Source organism: Bradyrhizobium sp., assembly GCF_030654605.1.
Classification (GTDB): Bacteria; Pseudomonadota; Alphaproteobacteria; order Rhizobiales; family Xanthobacteraceae; genus Bradyrhizobium.
Window position 1 is genome coordinate 1 of record NZ_JAURXB010000068.1, and the last position, 18,221, is coordinate 18,221.

An 18,221-nucleotide genomic window follows, 5' to 3' on the forward strand; every position below is an offset into this window, starting at 1 on the left:
AACCCACGAAAGCATCGCTATAATCACCCATGACTCGCCCTCCTTGCGTGAGGCTCTGCCCGGCCTATCCGGGTAACCCTCGCACTCGCATCGAGGGTGAGTCGCCTCCGGTCCGCAAAGGGACATACGGTCTGAGGAGGCCACGAAGTGGCCGTCTCGAAGGATGGCAGCAACACGGACTTATGATTCCAGGTACTAGTGCGCAATTGCGCACGGGGCGCAGGGACGACACTGAGTACAATCGCGGCGTTGCGCGTTACTCACTCGTCGTGTGATAGTCCGCGCCTGATTGCCGCTTCGGGTGCCGAATGAGTCTGCGTTTGCGGGAAAACCCCTGGCGGCTGATGCTCGCGGTCAACATCGCGGTGCTCATCGGCGTCTTTCTCTACAAGCTGCCGCGCGAGCCCTATGTCCCCTACATCCATCTGCTGGTCGACTACCATTTCGGTTTTACAAAACGCGCACTGATCGGTGCGGTCGTTTCGTTGTTCTTCGACAAGGTGCCGGTCTGGCTGGTGTTCGCGCTGTCAGGCGCGGTGTGGCTGATCACGCTCGCTTTGTTCGTAAAACTGTTCCGGCGCACCTTCGGCTTTGACGAAGAAAACCTGCCGCTGTTCGTCTTCATGGCGGGATCGCCGTTCTTTCTGAAGAATTTCATGCACACGCTCGGGCATTTCGACATTTACGGCTGTGCGCTGGCGATTTGCCTGCTCCTCATCCCCGCACGCTCCATTGCCTTCGTGCTGCTCGCCGCCGCGGCGTCGATGATCCTTGTTCTGATCCATCACATTCATCTCCTGATGTATGTGCCGACCATCGCGGTCATCGTGGTGCTGCGCTACTATCTGGTGCAGGGGATGACGCGGCAGAACGCGAGCGCCGGGATCGCCGCGATCCTCGCCGTCGGTCTGCTGTTCTTGGCCGCTCAGTTCTGGGGATCGCTGGCGGTCCCCGAGGCGGAGTTCGTTCAGTACCTGCAGGGCCGCATGGCCGACCCATCGCGCGGCAACCTGCTGAGCTTCAGCTTCATCTGGTACCAGTCGCTCGCGCAGGAGATCCACGATACCTGGCAGCGGATGACGTCGAACCTGCTGGGCGTGCCGGTGTTCGCGCTGTTGATCTGGCTGCACACCCCGCTCTGGAAATACTTCGCCGGGCTGATCCGGTCGCTGTCGGATCCAATGCACCGCCGTATCGTCATCGCCGCCATCGTCGCGGTGAGCGCGGCTTATCTCGTGATGTTCGCGATCGTGTTCGATTATTCACGCTGGATCTCGAACTGGGCGGTCTGCATGTTGCTGATCCTGCATGCGATCAAGACCTTGCCGGCCTCGCGCGAAGTGCCAGTGATATCGAGCGATGATCGAAAGACCACCATTCTCGGCGCGATCGTGACGCTGATCCCGCGCGTCGGCATCGTGCGGCCGTTCTGAGGCTCCTCAACTGCGCGATCGCCTGACCCGCACGTAGAGCGCGCCCTCGCCGCCATGGCCGATATGGGCTTCCTCAAAGCCGACCACCAGCGAACGGAATTCCGGCAGGCTCAGCCATTGCGGCACCTGGCGGCGCAGCACGCCGCGTTCGGATTCGGCGCCTATCTTGCCCTTGCCGGTGATGACGAGAACGAAGGTCAGGCCCTCGCTGTGGGCGCGCTGCAGGAAGCCGAACAGCACGCGGTGAGCGCGGGTCTGCGTCATCCCGTGCAGATCGAGCCGTGCATCGATCTCCTTGCGGCCGCGTGACAGCTGCGAACGCTCGCGGCGCCCGAGCGGCGCCAGCGGCGGGGCGGCCGGCGGCAGCGCGGGCCTCGCAACCCGCGGAATTTTGGCCGGCGGAGGCTGCTTCGACGGACTTGTCGGTTTTGCGGCCACCGTTGCCGCATCCGGTGACGCCGCATGCGGCTTCGCGGCGCGCGCCCTCTTCCGCAGCGGTTTTGTCTGTTTGGCGACGCTTTCCCAGAGCGCGCGCTCTTCCTCGCTCAGGCTGCGCCTGCGCCGCGGCGGGGCGGGCAGATCCGGGATCACGGGCGGACGCTTCATCGGCAGCAGCGGTAATGACGATGATGACGGTAGCGATGGCGGCGCGTCTCACGGCTCGGGGCGACAGTCGGCCGCGCTTCCGGCAACGGCACGGGTTTGGCGACCGCCGCCGACGTCGTCGCCGCGGGGGCGACGGCTGCGGGGGGCTTTGCGCCGGCCTTCGCGTCCTTGGGCTGATCCTTCAGGGGATCAACCTGCGGAAACAGTTTTGCGATTTTTTCCGATGGCCGCGGGTCCGGTACCGGCATCTTGCGACCCCTCGCCAGAGGATCGAGGCTGTTCGGCACCAGAATGACGAAGCGCGCATTGTGCCGGAACCGGCCCGATATCTTTCCGGCCTCGGCGCCGGCGCCGAAATAGAGATCGGCGCGCGCGGGACCGACGATCGCCGATCCCGTGTCCTGCGCGATCATCAGCCGGCGGAACGGCGTCTTCGATTGCTCCGAGGCGATCGGCAAATCGCCCTCGATGAAGAACGGCGTGCCGTAGACATGCAGCGCCTTGTCGACGGCGATCGAGCGGCCCGCGGTCAGCGGAACACCCTGCGCGCCGGACGGTTCATCCTTGTCGGAGAGGTTCACTTCGCGAAAGAACACGTAGGAGCGGTTCTGCCGCCGCAATTCGTTGGCGCCGTCGGGGTTCTGCTCCATCCACTCCCGGATCTTCTGCATCGACATCTGATCCCTGGGGATGATGTTGCGTTCGATCAGGATGCGGCCGACCGGCGTATAGGAAAAGCCGTTATGCGCATCGTAATTGATGCGAACGGTGGAACCGTCCTCGAGGCGTACCCGCGCCGAGCCCTGAATCTGCGTGAACAGCAAATCGGTCTGGTTCTTGAGCCAGACGATTTCGAGACCGCGGCCGGCAATCGCGCCGTCCTCGATCTGGGCGCGATCGTAATAGGGCACGAGCTTGCGGCGGCCGATCTTGCGGAACACCTCGCCCTTGTTGGGCAAGCCCGCGGAATTCTGACTGGTGCCGCGGACGAACAGATTGGAGGGCCGGCGATAGACCGGCACGGTGTAGACCTCGGTCTGCGTCCGGGAGCCATCGATGATGGGCTCGTAGTAGCCGGTCACAAAACCCTCGGCTTCGCCAAGCCGCGAAATCCGCAAGGGAAGAAAATGCTGCTCAAAAAAGGCCCTGGCCCTGGCCCTGTCGTCGATATCGAGAGCCCGGGCGGCCCTGCAGGGATCCCGCAGCGAGGTACCCAGCGCCTTCGGTTCGGCGGGGGCCTTGCGCTGCGCCGCTATCGGCCCGCAGCTGGTGCGAAACGCCTTGTAGGGGAGCAGATGGTCGTCCTCGCTCCAGCCCGCGATATCGGCCCACGCCACCGGGACATATTGGCTGCCGCTGATTTCGAGCGGCCAGGCGAGCTGCGGATATGGCAGGTGACGGGCGGCTGGATGATGCGGGCGCCCGTGATGCGAAGCGTGGGAACGATGCGCGGCTGACACGCTCGACGGCGCCAGCGACAATACCGCAGCTATCGCGCCAAGCGCGACGGCGTACCGGACGGCGCCGCGCGCGTTATTGAGCGCTTCCCGTGCCAACCAGCTTCCAGTTCGGATCGCGTGAGGTGATGTCGCGGGCGAATGTCCAGACATCGGTGATATCGGCGACCGTATCGGGGCTGCCGTCGACAACCGTGCCGGCCTTGTCGCGGGTGGCCGTGATCATCTGCGACACGAAGCGAACGGTCAGCTGCGCCGCGCGGTCGCGGGCTTCTGCCCCGACAAGCTCTGCCTTGTCGATCGAAACGAACCGCGTTTCGGTCTTCTGCTCGTGCTTCTCGCGATCCTTGATCACGGTCTCGAAACTCTCGTAGACCTCGGACGAAAGCAGGTCCTTCAGCGCGCGGCGGTCGCCATTGGCGAAAGCCAGCACGATCATCTCGTAGGCGCTCTTCGCGCCGCTGAGGAAATGCCGCGGGTCGAACGAGGAATCCTGGGCGGCAATGGCGTCGAGGCCCAGCGCCAGCGGCGTGCCCGCCTCGGCCAAACCCTTCCACCGGTCGGTCGGGGGGACGACATCCGCGGTCGGCGCCAGCGGCGCCTGGTCGATCACCGCGCCCGGGATCGGCACCACGTTATTATTGTCCTGCGCCCCGGTCAGCACGTTGCGCGCCGCGCGATCGAAGGGCGGGCGCTCGTTTCCGGTGCGCTGTCCGAGAACGTTCCGCAGGCGCAGGAAGATGAAGACCGCCAACGCCAGGAAGATGATGGTGTAAATATCCACGTCGCATTCGCTTTCTGGTCTGCACCGGCGATGGGCCGGTGGTAGAGCGTTTCGATCAGGAAACGGCAGAGATTAAATCATGGAATGGGTGTGTAGCATGTAGGCACGAAACGAGGCCTGGCCAATGGCTCGTTCGGGCATCAGAAGCAATGCCCCTGGAAATTGGCCAAGCCAAGACCTTCCAAGTTACGGCTCTTTTAAGCTCACGGCTCTTGCCTGTTTGCCATAATGTAATTGTAGCGCGTTTTTGCGGCGGGAGGAAACCCGATCGTGTCCGGAAATGGCGCATATTCAACAATTTAGGGCCTCCCGAACCGATCCGGCCTGCCCACCGGATGCCTGATTCGCGAAGCCGGCCGATCCCCGGGGTGCCCTGGACGGCTACCGGCGATTGTCATCCTTGTGGACCAAGCCGCGGCTATGATAGCCACTCGCCCGGCATCGGCCTTTTCGTACCTCACGAGCGAATTCAGACGTAAAACCCGCCCCGCTCGGCTCCAGGAGAGATTTTCATGACCAACGGCAATGGCGCACCTCCCGAGGCGGCCGCTCCTCCCCAGTTAAACGTGCTGGCACAGTATACCAAGGACCTGTCGTTCGAGAATCCGAACGCGCCGGCCTCGCTGGCGCCTCAGCCACAGCAGCCTGCGATCAATATCCAGATCAACGTCAGCGCCAACAATATCGCCGAAAACGAGTTCGAAGTGACGCTTTCGGTCGAAGGCAAGGCTGAAAACGCCGGCAAGGTGATGTTCAGCTTCGATCTCGCCTATGCCGGCGTGTTCCGGATCATGAACGTGCCGCAGGAAAACCTTCATCCGCTGGTCATGATCGAGTGCCCGCGGCTGCTGTTCCCGTTCGCGCGCGAGATCATCGCAACGTCGGTGCGCGATGGTGGGTTCCCGCCGCTGATGCTGGATCCGGTCGATTTCGTCGGTCTGTATCGCCAGAATCTGGAACGGCAGGCTGCGGCGCAGGCCGGACAGGCAACGCCGAACTGACGCGACCGGGCTCAGTTCCGGTCAACCACCCAGAAAATCGTTCCAGACAGGCTTGTCGCCCAGCGTGGCGACAAAGGCCCGATGGGCCGCGCGATCTTCATCGGTGACGCGCGGCGCCAGCGGCGCCTCGCGGACCCGCCGCGGCATTTCGCCGTACCCGCCGGCGCGCACATCGCGGGTTTCCGTTGCCAGGATCAGCTGCGACTGCCGGGCCCCGATCAGGTCGATATAGACCTCGGCCAAGAGTTCCGCGTCGAGCAGGGCGCCGTGCTTGGTGCGGCGGGAATTATCGATCGCGTAGCGTGAGCAGAGATCGTCGAGCCGGTTAGACACCCCCGGATGCTTGCGCCGCGCCAGCATCAGCGTGTCGATCAGCCGGTCGCGCACGATCGGCGGCCGCTTGATGCGGTCGAGCTCGGCATTGATGAAGCCGATGTCGAACGACGCGTTGTGGATCACCAGCGGCGCATCGGCGATGAATTCGAGGAACTCGTCGACCACCTCTGCGAACAGCGGCTTGTCGGCGAGGAACTCGCTGGAAAGGCCGTGCACGGCAAAGGCCTCGGCAGGCATGGAGCGTTCCGGATTGATGTGCCGGTGAAAGGTCTGCCCGGTCGGCATGCAATTGATCATCTCGACGCAGCCGATTTCGACCAGCCGGTCGCCGCGCAGCGGGTCGAGGCCGGTGGTTTCGGTATCGAGAACGATTTCGCGCATGGGTCTGTCCGGAAGACGGCGAATCAGCTGCGCCGCTGCGGCATTTTAACAACCTGTTGCAGAATGTCGCGGATCTGGACCCGCACCGGGTCGAGACCATGCGATGTATCCACCACGAAATCCGCCCGCTTGCGTTTTTCGGCATCCGGCAACTGCCGCGCCAGAATGGAATCGAGCGCCTCGCTGCTCATGGTGCCCCGCGCCATGATCCGCGCGCGCTGGTTCTCCGGCGAGGTCGTCACCACCACCACCGCATCGACCCGCTTCTCGCCCCCGGTCTCGTACAGCAGGGGCACGTCGACCACGGCCACAGGTGCGCCGGCCAACTCGGCATCTGCGAAAAATTTTTGCCGCGAGGCGCCCAGCATCGGGTGAACGATCTGCTCGAGCTGCTTCATCGCGGCGGGATCGTGCACCACGCGCGCCGAGAGCTTCTGACGATCGACCTTGCCGCCGGCGGTGGTGCCGGGGAATGCCGCTTCGATCGCCGGCGCCGCCTCGCCTTCGTATAATTGGTGCACGGTGGCATCGGCGTCATAGACCGGGACGCCGGCTTCCGCGAACAATTTCGCGGTGGTGGATTTTCCCATTCCGATCGAACCGGTCAGCCCAAGAATGATCATTCGACCTTCGCCATTCGTTTTTCGCAGGGTTCGTTGTCAGGCGCCGAGCAGCCGCTCGCTGCGCAGAAACGCAAGCAATGGCAGCAGCGGCAAGCCAAGGATGGTGAAGTGGTCGCCGTCGATGCGCTCGAACAGATGCACCCCCAGGCCTTCAAGCTGGTAGGCGCCGACGCTCGAGGTCACCGCCTCCCCTGCTTCATCCAGATAGGTCCGGATTTCCGCCCCGCTGAGCTGCCGCATGGTCATGCGCGCGATAGCCGTGGTCTCGAACAATATCTTGCCGTCGCGCGCCACCGCAACGGCGGAGTGCAGTTGATGGCTGCGGCCGGCCAGGTCACGCAATTGCTCTGCGGCCGCCGCACGGCCGGACGGCTTGCTGAACAACCTGGTTTCCAGCGCCAGGGTCTGATCGGCGCCGACGACGTATTTTCCAGGCTGGCGCATCGACACGGAAAGCGCTTTCTCGCGCGCCAGAAGGGCGGCTATTTCATCAGGCGCCAAGAGGCCGGAGGACTGCTGCACCGCGCGTTCATCGATGTCGGCCGGAACGGCTTCGAAATGAATGCCGGCATTGGCCAGCAGCATTTGCCGCGCGCGGCTTTGCGACGCCAGAATCAATGGATCCTTGCCGCGCCACAGCGTCATTCGGGTATCCGCTGCCGCTGCCGGTCGGTGAACAGTTTCAGTATCGCCGCAGCCGTCTCTTCGATCGATCGCCGCGTTACGTCGAGTTGGGCCCAATTGAATCGCGCACTCAATTTCCGGGCAAAGGCGACTTCGTCGGTGACCGATTGCCGATCGATATAGGTGTCATTATCGCGGTCGCCCATGCTCAAGAGCCGGTTCTGCCGGACCTGAATGAGACGCTCTGGCGTCGCGTGAAGACTGACCACCAGCGGCTTTTTCAGCGTCTCCAGCTGATGCGGAATCGGAATGCCCGGCACCAGCGGCACATTCGCGGTGCGGATGCCGCGATTGGCGAGATAGATCGAGGTCGGGGTTTTCGAGGTGCGCGACACACCGACCAGAATCACTTCCGCCTCCTCCAGCCCTTCGACATGCTGGCCGTCGTCATGCATCATCGTATAATTCAGCGCGTCGATCCGCTTGAAATATTCCGCATTCAGGACGTGCTGCGCGCCGACGCGGCCCGTCGTGGCGGCGCCGAGATAGGCCTGAAATAATTGCATCACCGGGCCGATGATCGACAGGCTCGGGATGTTCATTTCCCTGCACTTGGCTTCCAGCCGGGCGACCAGATCCTTTTCCAGCAAGGTGAACAACACGATGCCGGGCGCCTCCTCGATCTCGTCGAGTACGCGGTCGAGCTGCTTCTGGCTGCGCACCAGCGGATAGACATGTTCGACCGGCGTCACATTGGCGTATTGCGCAGCCACCGCACGCGCCACCGTGATCAGGGTCTCACCGGTCGAATCGGACACCAGATGAAGATGAAAATAATTGCCGGTCGTAGGCACCGAGACCCCTGTGTATCCTGTGAATCGCTGTGGAGTTTATCTGAGAGAATCGAACGCGAACCGAGCGGCCCGGGATAACCCGGCTTTTTCTGCACAGGCCTTCCGTTCGGGATAACTCCATTCGGCCGACGCAATGATAGTGGGGTTATGTGGACTTGTCTCTTGATAAACCGTCCATCATGCCAGCCAAGCAATTGAAGCAGATCATGATATCCGGCTCATCGGGTTGAGCCCGGGATATGTTGATGGATGTGAACAAGTGCTGACAATGTCGGGGTGGTTTTGCGCGGGCGCTAATCACAGCTACTTAGACTCAAACCTAAGATTCTAAACTTAGTTATTTAGAAAGGCTGGGGGTGAGGATATGTCTGCCTTCGAGGCAGGACCGCCCTCGTGCTAAGCCTGCTTCACCGCAACGCTGCGATCCGGTCAGACGTTCCAGGGTTGCGACGGAAATTGGCGAACCAGAGTTGAGACGACGCGAATGTACGAATCGATCTACCTGTGGATCAAGGCGCTGCATGTGATCGCGGTCATCGCGTGGATGGCCGGCATGCTCTATCTGCCGCGGCTGTTCGTCTATCACTGCGGGGCGGAGGTCGGATCGAAGCAGTCCGAGACGTTCAAGATCATGGAACGGCGGCTGCTGAAGGCGATCATCAACCCGGCGATGATCGTGACCTGGCTGGCCGGGCTCTACCTCGCCTGGTCCGGGGGCTGGTTTTCCTCGGGCTGGTTCCATGGAAAATTGTTGCTGGTGCTGGCGATGTCCGGCGTCCACGGGTTTTTCGTCCGCTGGGTGAAGGATTTTGCCGCCGACCGGAATGTCAAAAGTCAGAAATTTTACCGTGTTATCAACGAGGTACCAACAATTATGATGATTGGTATCGTGATTCTCGTAATCGTGAAGCCGTTTTGAAAGGCCTCGCTGCCAGCCTCTCCAACCGCAGGCCTGCTTGCGAAACGCCTTCCGATTTTCTATATTGCTGAAATCCCACCCCACGCAGGCGGATGTGGTCGTGTTCCGGTTTTCTCAACCGGCCGCCGCATCAGGTTTGAAGCCTCACCGGCGCTTTCCTTGCTCAGACCTGCGGACCTTCCTTTTGCTCGCGTCCGCATTCTCTTAAGCCTCCTCGCAATCCTTCCCCACGTTACTCCACAGGACCATCCCAATGCGGGAAATGAAACTTCAAGACCTCAAGGCCCAGACGCCGGCCGAACTCGTCTCGTTCGCGGAAGAGAAGGGGGTCGAAAACGCCAGCACGATGCGCAAGCAGGAGCTGATGTTCGCTATTCTCAAGCAACTTGCGATCCAGGAAACCGACATCATCGGCGAGGGCGTCGTCGAGGTTCTCTCCGACGGTTTCGGCTTCTTGCGCTCGCCGGATGCCAATTACCTGCCGGGACCTGACGATATCTACGTCTCGCCCTCGCAGATCCGCCGCTTCGGACTTCGCACCGGCGACACCATCGAAGGCCATATTCGCAGCCCGAAGGAGGGTGAACGTTATTTCGCGCTGCTGAAGGTCAACACGCTGAATTTCGAGGACCCGGAAAAGTCCAAGCACAAGGTCAATTTCGACAATCTGACCCCGCTGTTTCCGGATCAGCGCTTCCGGCTCGAACTCGAGGACCCCACCAGAAAGGACCTTTCTGCACGGGTGATCGACATCGTCGCCCCGATCGGCAAGGGCCAGCGCGCTTTGATCGTGGCGCCGCCGCGCACCGGCAAGACCGTGCTGATGCAGAACATCGCGCACTCGATCACCGCCAATCACCCGGAATGCTATCTCATCGTCCTGCTGATCGATGAACGTCCCGAGGAAGTCACGGACATGCAACGTTCGGTGAAGGGTGAGGTCGTGTCCTCGACCTTCGACGAGCCCGCCGTGCGTCACGTCCAGGTCGCCGAGATGGTGATCGAGAAGGCCAAGCGGCTGGTAGAACACGGCCGCGACGTCGTGATCCTGCTGGACTCGATTACGCGGCTGGGGCGTGCCTACAACACCGTGGTGCCGTCATCCGGCAAGGTGCTGACCGGCGGCGTCGACGCCAACGCGCTGCAGCGGCCGAAACGCTTCTTCGGCGCCGCGCGCAACATCGAAGAGGGCGGCTCGCTCACCATCATCGCGACCGCGCTGGTCGATACCGGCAGCCGCATGGACGAAGTCATTTTCGAAGAGTTCAAGGGCACCGGCAATTCCGAACTGATTCTGGATCGCAAGGTCTCGGACAAGCGGACCTTCCCGGCGATCGATATCTCGCGCTCGGGCACCCGCAAGGAAGAGCTGATCACCGATCCGCAGCTCCTGAAGAAAATGTACGTGCTGCGCCGGATCCTCAATCCGATGGGCACCATGGACGCGATCGACTTCCTGCTCGACAAGCTTCGCAACACCAAAAACAACGCGGAATTCTTCGAGTCGATGAATACCTGACCGATCTGCTATGTATTGAAGGGGGTGTCCTTACGCAGGTGAGGGCGCCCCTTTTCGTTGCGGGTGAAAGCATATGCTGCGGTCTATGCTGCAGTCCGACCGCAGCATGAGCGATAGGCACGCAGAGATGAATCTGACTAAGTAATTGATATAATTGTGTTTATATATACCGCGCCGGCCGGCGCCATGCTGCATCGCAATATATGCGGGATCGCCCTGGGTGGGCCTTGCTCACAGATTTCTGACGGTCGGCATAATTTAATGCCGGGTGGCAATTGCGTTGCGTTTTCAACGGCTCCGGCACAAATAGGCGATGCACCCGCGGGAACAGACCATCTTTGCCCTGTCGTCGGGCCGGCCGCCGAGCGCGATCGCCCTGGTACGGGTTTCCGGACCTGAGGCCGGGCTGGTTCTGTCCGTTTTGGCTGGCAAGATTCCGGCGCCGCGAATGGCGACGCGGGCCCTGTTGCGGGATGTTGCGCAGCAGCCGATCGACGATGCGGTGGTGCTTTGGTTCCCCGGCCCGGCCAGCGCCACCGGCGAGGATGTCGCGGAGTTTCACGTTCATGGCGGGCGCGCGGTGCTGGCGGCGCTGTTCGCGGCGCTTGCTGCTTTTGAAAATGTCCGCGCCGCCGAGCCCGGTGAATTTACCCGTCGCGCGTTCGAGAATGGCAAGCTCGATCTCACCGAGGCCGAGGGCCTCGACGACCTGATCCATGCCGACACCGACCGGCAACGCCGCCAGGCGCTGCGGCAGTTGAAGGGCCTGCTCGGCGACCGCGCGCGCGACTGGCGCGCGCAGATCATCGAGGCCTCGGCGTTGATCGAAGCCGGGATCGATTTCTCCGACGAGGCTGACGTGCCGACTGAGCTGATCGCGCAGGCACTGCTGAAAATCAGAGCCCTGCTTGCGGAAATCGAAGAAGTCCTTGCGGCACAGGGACGAAGTGAACGTCTGCGCGATGGCCTGGTGGTGGCAATCGCCGGTCCGCCGAATGTCGGTAAATCGACGCTGATGAATTATCTGGCGCGCCGCGAGGTCGCGATCGTCTCGCCGCATGCCGGCACCACGCGCGACATCATCGAAGTGCAGCTCGATTTCGACGGCTATCCGGTGACGGTGATCGACACGGCCGGGATTCGCGAGACCGATGATCCGGTGGAGCAGGAAGGCGTGCGTCGCGCCCGGGCGCGGGCGGCCGAGGCCGACCTGGTGCTGTGGCTGGCCGATGCGCAGCCGGAGAAGATTCTAGCCGAAGGCGCCGCACCGGTTTGGCTGGTGCGTAACAAGATCGACCTCGTCGCCAGCCGGCCTGATGGGACGCCATCTGCTCCGGGAGGGCGGCAGGGCGGCGGCACTGTTGAATTCAGGATTTCGGCCAGCCGGGGCGACGGGATGCCGGAACTGGTCTCGGCACTGGTCCAGTTCGCGCATGATTATTTCGGCTCCGATGATGGCGGGCTGATCGGCCGGGCGCGGCAGCGAAAATTGTTGCAGGAAACAGCGGCTTCGTTGCAACGCAGCATGGAGGTCGTTGGAACCGGGGAGGAACTTGCCGCCGAGGAACTGCGGGCGGCGGCGCACTCTTTGGGGCGGCTGCTGGGTCGGGTGGATGTCGAGGACATTCTCGATGTGATCTTCCGGGAATTTTGTATAGGTAAGTAATATTTCTTGGTTCATTTTATGTAGCCTGATGGAACCGGCTTGTTTCACGTGAAACAATCTTTTCTCGCCCCCCGGATCGATGTTTCACGTGAAACATCCCCTCTGCGGCGAACTTACCGCTTCCGGCTTTTGGGGCTCCGCGATAAAAGCCTCGCATGATTACCACGCCAGAATCGTTCGACGTCATCGTGGTCGGTGGCGGTCACGCCGGCTGTGAAGCCGCGAGCGCCGCTGCGCGCCTCGGCGCCAAGACGGCGCTGGTGACCCATCGTTTTGCGACCATCGGGGCGATGTCCTGCAATCCCGCCATTGGCGGGCTCGGCAAGGGCCATCTGGTCCGGGAGGTCGATGCGCTGGACGGCCTGATGGGCCGGGTCGCCGATGCTGGCGGCATCCAGTTTCGTATGCTCAATCGGCGCAAGGGGCCGGCGGTCCGGGGGCCCCGGGCCCAGGCCGACCGCAGGCTCTATGCCGCCGCGATGCAGGCCGTCATCCGCGAGACCGCTAATCTCGATGTGATCGAAGGCGAAGCCGACGATCTGATCGTTTCGGACGGTCGCGTCACCGGCATTCGTCTGATCGGTGGCCGGGAGCTGTCCGCTGGCGCCGTCGTCATCACCACGGGCACGTTTCTCCGCGGACTGATCCATCTCGGCGAGAAGAACTGGCCGGCCGGACGCGTCGACGAGGCCCCCGCATTGGGGCTTTCAAAATCGTTCGAACAGGCCGGCTTTATCCTTGGGCGGCTGAAGACCGGAACGCCGCCCCGGCTCGATGGCAGCACCATTGACTGGTCGACGGTGGAGATGCAGTCCGGGGATGATCCGCCGGAGCCGTTCTCGGTGATGACCGACCGTATCACGACGCCGCAGATCCAGTGCGGGATTACCCGCACCACGCCGGCGACCCATGAGGTGATCCGGGCCAATGTGCATCGCTCGCCGATGTATTCCGGCCAGATCAAGAGTTCGGGCCCGCGTTATTGCCCTTCGATCGAGGACAAGATCGTCCGTTTCGGCGACCGCGACGGCCATCAGATCTTCCTGGAGCCCGAAGGGCTCGATGACACCACGGTCTATCCCAACGGCATCTCGACCTCGCTGCCGGAAGAGGTGCAGCTTGCGATCCTGGCAACTATCCCGGGCCTGGAGCGGGTTCGGATGGTCCGGCCGGGCTACGCGATCGAATATGACCATGTCGATCCCCGCGAACTTGATTCCACGCTGCAGACCAGGCGTCTGCCGGGCTTGTTCCTGGCGGGTCAGATCAACGGCACCACGGGTTATGAAGAAGCGGCGGCGCAGGGGCTGGTTGCGGGTCTCAACGCCGCCTTGGCCGCCAGCGGCGCTGAACCGATCGTGTTCGACCGCGCCGACGGCTATCTCGGCGTGATGATCGACGATCTGGTGACCCGCGGGATCACCGAGCCGTACCGGATGTTCACTTCACGGGCCGAATACCGTCTGACGCTGCGGGCCGACAATGCCGACCAGCGCCTGACCGACAAGGGCATTGCGCTGGGCTGTGTCGGGCGGGCGCGATCGATCCGTCACGGCGCCAAGATGTCGGCGCTGAATGATGCGAAGGCACTGGCAAAGTCGCTGAACATCACCCCCAATGAAGCCGGCAAGCATGGACTGGCGCTCAACCGGGATGGCCAGCGCCGCTCGGCCTTCGAATTGCTGGCCTATCCCGAGATCGGATGGACCGAGGTCCAGGGCATCTGGCCGGAATTGTCGGCCGTTGACCCAGCGATCGCAGTTCACCTCGAGATTGACGCCAAATACGACGTCTATCTGAAGCGCCAGACCGCTGACGTCGATGCTTTCCGGCGTGACGAGGGGCTGGTATTGACCGATATCGATTACAGCCTGGTGCCCGGACTCTCCAACGAGGCCCGTGCAAAACTCGAAACCGCGCGCCCGCGAACGGTGGGGCAGGCGGGGCGGATTGATGCGATGACGCCGGCGGCGTTGGGGATTCTGGCGGCCTATTTGCGGCGGGAAGCGCGAAGGAAGACTTCAGTGGGCTCCGCGTCCGCATAGTCTGTTTCACGTGAAACAAAGCTCTCTCATGGTCATTGCGAGGAGCGTAGCGACGAAGCAATCGATATCTATCTGTCGAATACTCTACATGGGTTGCTTCGCGGAGTTTATTATCGGGCGCGTATTCGCGCGACCCCGTTGGCTCGCAATGACGATTTGAATACGGTCGGTACACCTCAACACATGCTCAAAGCACCAAAATCCCCCATTCTCCCCGCGGACAAAGCCGCGGCACTGGCGTTGACGCCTGTTTCACGTGAAACCGAGGCGCGGCTGGATCGCTATGTCGATCTGTTGCTGGAGTGGCAGGCCACAACCAATCTGGTGGCGCCGTCGACGCTTCCCAATCTGTGGACCCGCCACATCGCCGATTCCCTGCAGCTTCTGACGATCGCTCCCTCCGCCAGGGTTTGGGCCGATCTCGGCAGCGGCGGGGGCTTTCCCGGAGTGGTGCTGGCCTGCGCGCTGGCGGGGACGCCGGGCGCCATCATTCACCTGGTCGAGCGCAATGCCAAGAAGGCCGCGTTCCTGCGCGAGGCGCTGCGAGTTACCAACTCGCCCGGCAACGTTCACCTCGCGGATATCGGGGATAGTGTGGATAGAATCACCGGGCCTGTCGATTGCGTCACTGCCCGGGCGGTGGCTCCGCTACACCAGCTCACCGGCTTCGCGGAGCCGCTGGTGAGGCGCGGCGCGAAGGCGTTGTTCCTCAAAGGCCAAGATGTAGAGGCTGAATTGACCGAAGCCACTAAATATTGGAATATCAAGCCGCATCTTCATTCCAGCCGCACCGGCGGACACGGCTGGATCGTCGAGCTCGACCAGATCGAGCGGCGCAATCCATCCGCGACAGAAAATGGCGTCAGCGCATGACCGTAATTGATCAAATATATCAAGAGGATAAGGCCCCGCACCCGGCCGGCCATCCGCGCATCCTGGCGCTCGCCAACCAGAAGGGCGGCGTAGGCAAGACCACTACCGCGATCAATCTCGGCACCGCGCTGGCGGCGATCGGGGAGCGGGTGCTGATCGTGGATCTCGATCCGCAAGGCAACGCCTCGACCGGCCTTGGCATCGATCGCCGCAGCCGCAGCTGCTCGACCTATGACGTGCTGATCGGCGAGGCGCCGCTGCGCGACGCCGTCGTGGCGACCGCGGTGCCGCGGCTGCATATCGCGGCCTCGACGATGGATCTGTCGGGCCTCGAGCTTGAACTCGGCTCGACCCGCGACCGCGCCTTCCGCCTGCGCGATGCGATCGCTGCGCTGAACACCGACGCCGCGCCGGATGCCGATTACACCTACGTGCTGATCGATTGTCCGCCGTCGCTCAATCTTCTCACCGTCAATGCGATGGCCGCCTCCGATGCGATCCTGGTGCCGCTGCAATGCGAGTTCTTCGCGCTCGAAGGCCTGTCGCAATTGCTGCAGACGGTGGAGCAGGTGCGCTCGACCCTCAATCCCAATCTCTCGATCCACGGCATCGTGCTGACCATGTTCGACTCGCGCAACAATTTGTCGAACCAGGTCGTCGCCGACGTGCGCCAGTTCATGGGCGCCAAGGTCTACAACACCATGATCCCGCGCAACGTGCGCATCTCCGAGGCGCCGTCCTACGGCAAGCCGGTGCTGGTGTACGATCTCAAATGCGTCGGCAGCGAAGCCTATCTCAAGCTCGCGACCGAAGTGATCCAGCGCGAGCGCGAGCTGCGCACGCATTAGAGTGACGCAGCCGTAGGGTGGGCAAAGGCGCGCCCTTCGCGCCGTGCCCACCAATAAACGTCAGGCAAGAAGAATGGTGGGCACGGCGCGAAGAGCGCCTTTGCCCACCCTACGAAGACGAAGTGAACAGGAGCGGTTTGCGTGAATCCAAGGGAGCTGGCGATGGCCGACGAAGCGCGTTCGCGACTGGGCCGCGGTCTTGCAAGTCTGATCGGTGATGTCGGCGGCGAGGCCGCGCATCTGGAGCGGCCGCGCACGCAGCGCAAGGTGCCGATCGAATTCCTCAAACCCAATCCGCGCAATCCGCGCCGGACTTTTTCCGATGCCGAACTCGGCGAGCTGTCGGATTCGATCAAGCAGCACGGCGTGATCCAGCCGATCGTGGTGCGTCCGGTCAAGGGCGTGCAGGACCGCTTCGAAATCATCGCCGGCGAACGGCGCTGGCGCGCCTCGCAGATCGCAGGGCTGCACGAAGTGCCGATCGTGCCGGTCGACGTCAGCGACGCGGATGCGCTGGAAATTGCGATCATAGAAAACGTGCAGCGCGAAGACCTCAATGCGCTGGAAGAGGCGCAGGGCTATCACGCGCTTTCCAGTGAATTCAAACGCAGCCAGGACGAGATCGCCAAGATCGTCGGCAAGAGCCGCAGCCACGTCGCCAACATGATGCGGCTGACCAAGCTGCCGGCCGAGGTGCAGGCCTACATTGCGCTGGGGCAGCTATCCGCGGGGCATGCGCGCGCCTTGATCGGTGTCCCCGATCCGGCGGCGGCGGCAAAACGCATCGTCGAGGAAGGCCTCAACGTGCGCCAGGCCGAGGCATTGGCCCACGACGAAGGTGTTCCGGAACGCAAGCCGCAGAAGGTGCGCGGCGGCAAGGTGAAGAACCCCGACACGGTCGCGCTCGAGAAGCGCGTCAGCGACGCGCTGGGCCTCGCGGTCAGCATCGATCACCGCGATCCCGCCGGCACGGTGCATATCCGATATAGCGACCTCGACCAGCTCGACGAGATTTTGCGCAGGCTGGACGCGACGGGGTAGGGCGGGCGCTTTTCTTGACCTCTCCCGCTTGCGGGGGAGGTCGCGCGCAAAGCGCGCGGGTGGGGGCTCTATCCGCGAGCAATCTCTCTCGCTCAATCTTCAATCTCTCGGTCTGTGCCCGCTGAGACACCCCCACCCCGGCCCTCCCCCGCAAGCGGGAGAGGGGGAAGATCATCCCCGCCGCTTGGCATTCACCGCGATCGACATCAGCGCGCGCTGCGTGATCACGGCGGCCAGCGTCGATTGCTTGCGCGACTCCAGCGCGGCGGTCGCGAGCTGTTCGATGATTCCGGCCAGCCGCGCCGGGCTGAAGTTCCGCAGCGCCACCTCTGCACTCGGCTTCCGGGAAAAATGCAGCCGCGGGAACCCGCTGTCGAGCAGGGTCGATACCGGCGTGCCCTCGGCCACCGCGAGGCTGGTCTTGTGCAGCCAGGCGGCATGGCGCTGCGCGGCTGAAATGATCATGCCCGGATAGGTGCCGGCCACCATGGCCTTGGCGAATTCGGTTTCCACCAGATCCGGCTTTCCCGCGAAGGCGCCGTCGACGATCGGGTCCATCTTGAGCTCGGAGGCGTCGGCGACCACCGCCATCACGTCGTCGAGCGTAACCTCGCGCCCGCCATGCGAGTACAATGCAAGTTTCTTCAGCTCGTTGCGCGAGGCCTGGCGGTCGCCGCCGAGCAGCGACATCAGGACCGCGCGGGCATCGGCGGCGATGCTCAGATTCGAGACCCGCAGCTCGCTGTTGATCAATCGCGCGAGCGCGCCGGCGTCGTCGGCATAGCAGGCGATCGCGACCGCGGTCCTGGCGCGCTCGCAGGCCTTGCGCAGCGGCGATTCCGGTCGCAGCTCGCCGGCCTCGATCACGATGCGGCAATCCTTCAAGGGAGAATCCGCCAGCGTGTCGACTCCGCTGGCGAAATTGCGCGAGCCGGCGCGGACGCGAATGGCGCGGCGGCCGCCGAACATCGGTATGGTCATCGCTTCATCGACCAGCCGCGACGGCTCGGCCGAGAGTTCGTCGCCATCGAGCCGCACCAGCGAGAACGGATCATTGGGATCGTCGACCGCGGACGCCAGCAGCGCATCGGCGCGCTCGCGCACGAGGCCGGCATCGGGACCGTACAGAAGAATGATGGGACGCGCCGGGTCGGGCCGGGCGAGAAAAGCGTCGATCTCTTTTCCGCGAAGCGCGACCATGGAACTGGATC

General features: G+C 62.9%; 17 protein-coding genes. 9 read left to right on the top strand and 8 right to left on the bottom strand.

What is annotated here, in order from left to right; all coding sequences use genetic code 11:
- Positions 1-308 precede the first annotated feature (308 nt).
- Positions 309-1,433, top strand: coding sequence for a hypothetical protein (locus Q7U29_RS06555; protein ID WP_304739702.1), 1,125 nt, complete (start codon positions 309-311; stop codon positions 1,431-1,433).
- Between the two features lie 6 nt (positions 1,434-1,439).
- On the opposite strand, the gene Q7U29_RS06560 is transcribed toward Q7U29_RS06555, so the two are convergent.
- Genes Q7U29_RS06560 through Q7U29_RS06570 form a run of 3 tightly spaced genes read right to left on the bottom strand, consistent with a single transcriptional unit; the run spans position 1,440 to position 4,280 of the window.
- Positions 1,440-2,039 (bottom strand): Smr/MutS family protein, encoded by a 600-nt coding sequence (locus Q7U29_RS06560; RefSeq protein ID WP_304739704.1) that lies wholly within the window; start codon positions 2,037-2,039, stop codon positions 1,440-1,442.
- Positions 2,036-3,649, bottom strand: a complete 1,614-nt coding sequence (locus tag Q7U29_RS06565; RefSeq protein WP_304739706.1) for a murein transglycosylase A — start codon at positions 3,647-3,649, stop codon at positions 2,036-2,038. Before Q7U29_RS06565 ends, Q7U29_RS06560 begins: the two co-directional genes overlap by 4 nt.
- A complete protein-coding gene (locus Q7U29_RS06570; protein ID WP_304739707.1) occupies positions 3,573-4,280 on the bottom strand; it encodes a Tim44/TimA family putative adaptor protein in 708 nt (235 codons plus the stop codon). Before Q7U29_RS06570 ends, Q7U29_RS06565 begins: the two co-directional genes overlap by 77 nt.
- A 512-nt stretch (positions 4,281-4,792) precedes the next feature.
- Between Q7U29_RS06570 and secB the strand changes: the two genes are divergently transcribed.
- A complete protein-coding gene (gene secB / locus Q7U29_RS06575) occupies positions 4,793-5,281 on the top strand; it encodes a protein-export chaperone SecB (RefSeq protein ID WP_304739709.1) in 489 nt (162 codons plus the stop codon).
- A gap of 21 nt (positions 5,282-5,302) precedes the next feature.
- Here secB and dnaQ read toward each other — a convergent pair whose 3' ends face one another.
- From dnaQ to Q7U29_RS06595, 4 genes are read right to left on the bottom strand one after another with little or no spacing between them, the layout of a single operon-like run.
- Positions 5,303-5,998 carry a DNA polymerase III subunit epsilon gene (gene dnaQ, locus Q7U29_RS06580; RefSeq protein WP_304739710.1) on the bottom strand — a complete coding sequence of 232 codons (696 nt, stop codon included), beginning with the start codon at positions 5,996-5,998 and terminating at the stop codon, positions 5,303-5,305.
- 23 nt (positions 5,999-6,021) lie between these two features.
- A complete protein-coding gene (coaE, locus tag Q7U29_RS06585; RefSeq protein ID WP_304739712.1) occupies positions 6,022-6,621 on the bottom strand; it encodes a dephospho-CoA kinase in 600 nt (199 codons plus the stop codon).
- Between the two features lie 36 nt (positions 6,622-6,657).
- A complete protein-coding gene (locus Q7U29_RS06590; RefSeq protein WP_304739714.1) occupies positions 6,658-7,266 on the bottom strand; it encodes a Maf family protein in 609 nt (202 codons plus the stop codon).
- On the bottom strand, positions 7,263-8,099 hold the full coding sequence (locus Q7U29_RS06595) for a pyruvate, water dikinase regulatory protein (RefSeq protein WP_304739716.1): 837 nt from the start codon (positions 8,097-8,099) through the stop codon (positions 7,263-7,265). The genes Q7U29_RS06590 and Q7U29_RS06595 overlap by 4 nt, the downstream gene beginning before the upstream one ends.
- Before the next feature lie 484 nt (positions 8,100-8,583).
- Here Q7U29_RS06595 and hemJ point away from each other — a divergent pair, with 484 nt between their 5' ends.
- From hemJ to Q7U29_RS06630, 7 genes are all read left to right on the top strand, one after another.
- Entirely contained in the window at positions 8,584-9,018 is a 435-nt protein-coding gene (gene hemJ / locus Q7U29_RS06600; protein WP_304739718.1) for a protoporphyrinogen oxidase HemJ, read from the top strand.
- A 253-nt stretch (positions 9,019-9,271) separates the two neighbouring features.
- On the top strand, positions 9,272-10,537 hold the full coding sequence (rho, locus tag Q7U29_RS06605) for a transcription termination factor Rho (RefSeq protein WP_029584660.1): 1,266 nt from the start codon (positions 9,272-9,274) through the stop codon (positions 10,535-10,537).
- A 313-nt stretch (positions 10,538-10,850) separates the two neighbouring features.
- Positions 10,851-12,203 (top strand): tRNA uridine-5-carboxymethylaminomethyl(34) synthesis GTPase MnmE, encoded by a 1,353-nt coding sequence (gene mnmE / locus Q7U29_RS06610; protein WP_304739719.1) that lies wholly within the window; start codon positions 10,851-10,853, stop codon positions 12,201-12,203.
- 155 nt (positions 12,204-12,358) lie between these two features.
- Positions 12,359-14,248: a tRNA uridine-5-carboxymethylaminomethyl(34) synthesis enzyme MnmG gene (mnmG, locus tag Q7U29_RS06615; RefSeq protein ID WP_304739721.1), complete on the top strand. Its 1,890-nt coding sequence runs from the start codon at positions 12,359-12,361 to the stop codon at positions 14,246-14,248.
- 183 nt (positions 14,249-14,431) lie between these two features.
- A complete protein-coding gene (gene rsmG, locus Q7U29_RS06620; protein ID WP_304739758.1) occupies positions 14,432-15,121 on the top strand; it encodes a 16S rRNA (guanine(527)-N(7))-methyltransferase RsmG in 690 nt (229 codons plus the stop codon).
- Entirely contained in the window at positions 15,118-15,969 is an 852-nt protein-coding gene (locus Q7U29_RS06625) for a ParA family protein (protein ID WP_304739723.1), read from the top strand. Before rsmG ends, Q7U29_RS06625 begins: the two co-directional genes overlap by 4 nt.
- Before the next feature lie 162 nt (positions 15,970-16,131).
- The gene (locus Q7U29_RS06630; RefSeq protein WP_304739725.1) at positions 16,132-17,010 is read left to right on the top strand and encodes a ParB/RepB/Spo0J family partition protein; all 879 of its coding nucleotides are present in this window, start codon (positions 16,132-16,134) and stop codon (positions 17,008-17,010) included.
- 171 nt (positions 17,011-17,181) lie between these two features.
- Here Q7U29_RS06630 and holA read toward each other — a convergent pair whose 3' ends face one another.
- On the bottom strand, positions 17,182-18,210 hold the full coding sequence (gene holA, locus Q7U29_RS06635) for a DNA polymerase III subunit delta (protein ID WP_304739727.1): 1,029 nt from the start codon (positions 18,208-18,210) through the stop codon (positions 17,182-17,184).
- Positions 18,211-18,221: the final 11 nt, after the last annotated feature.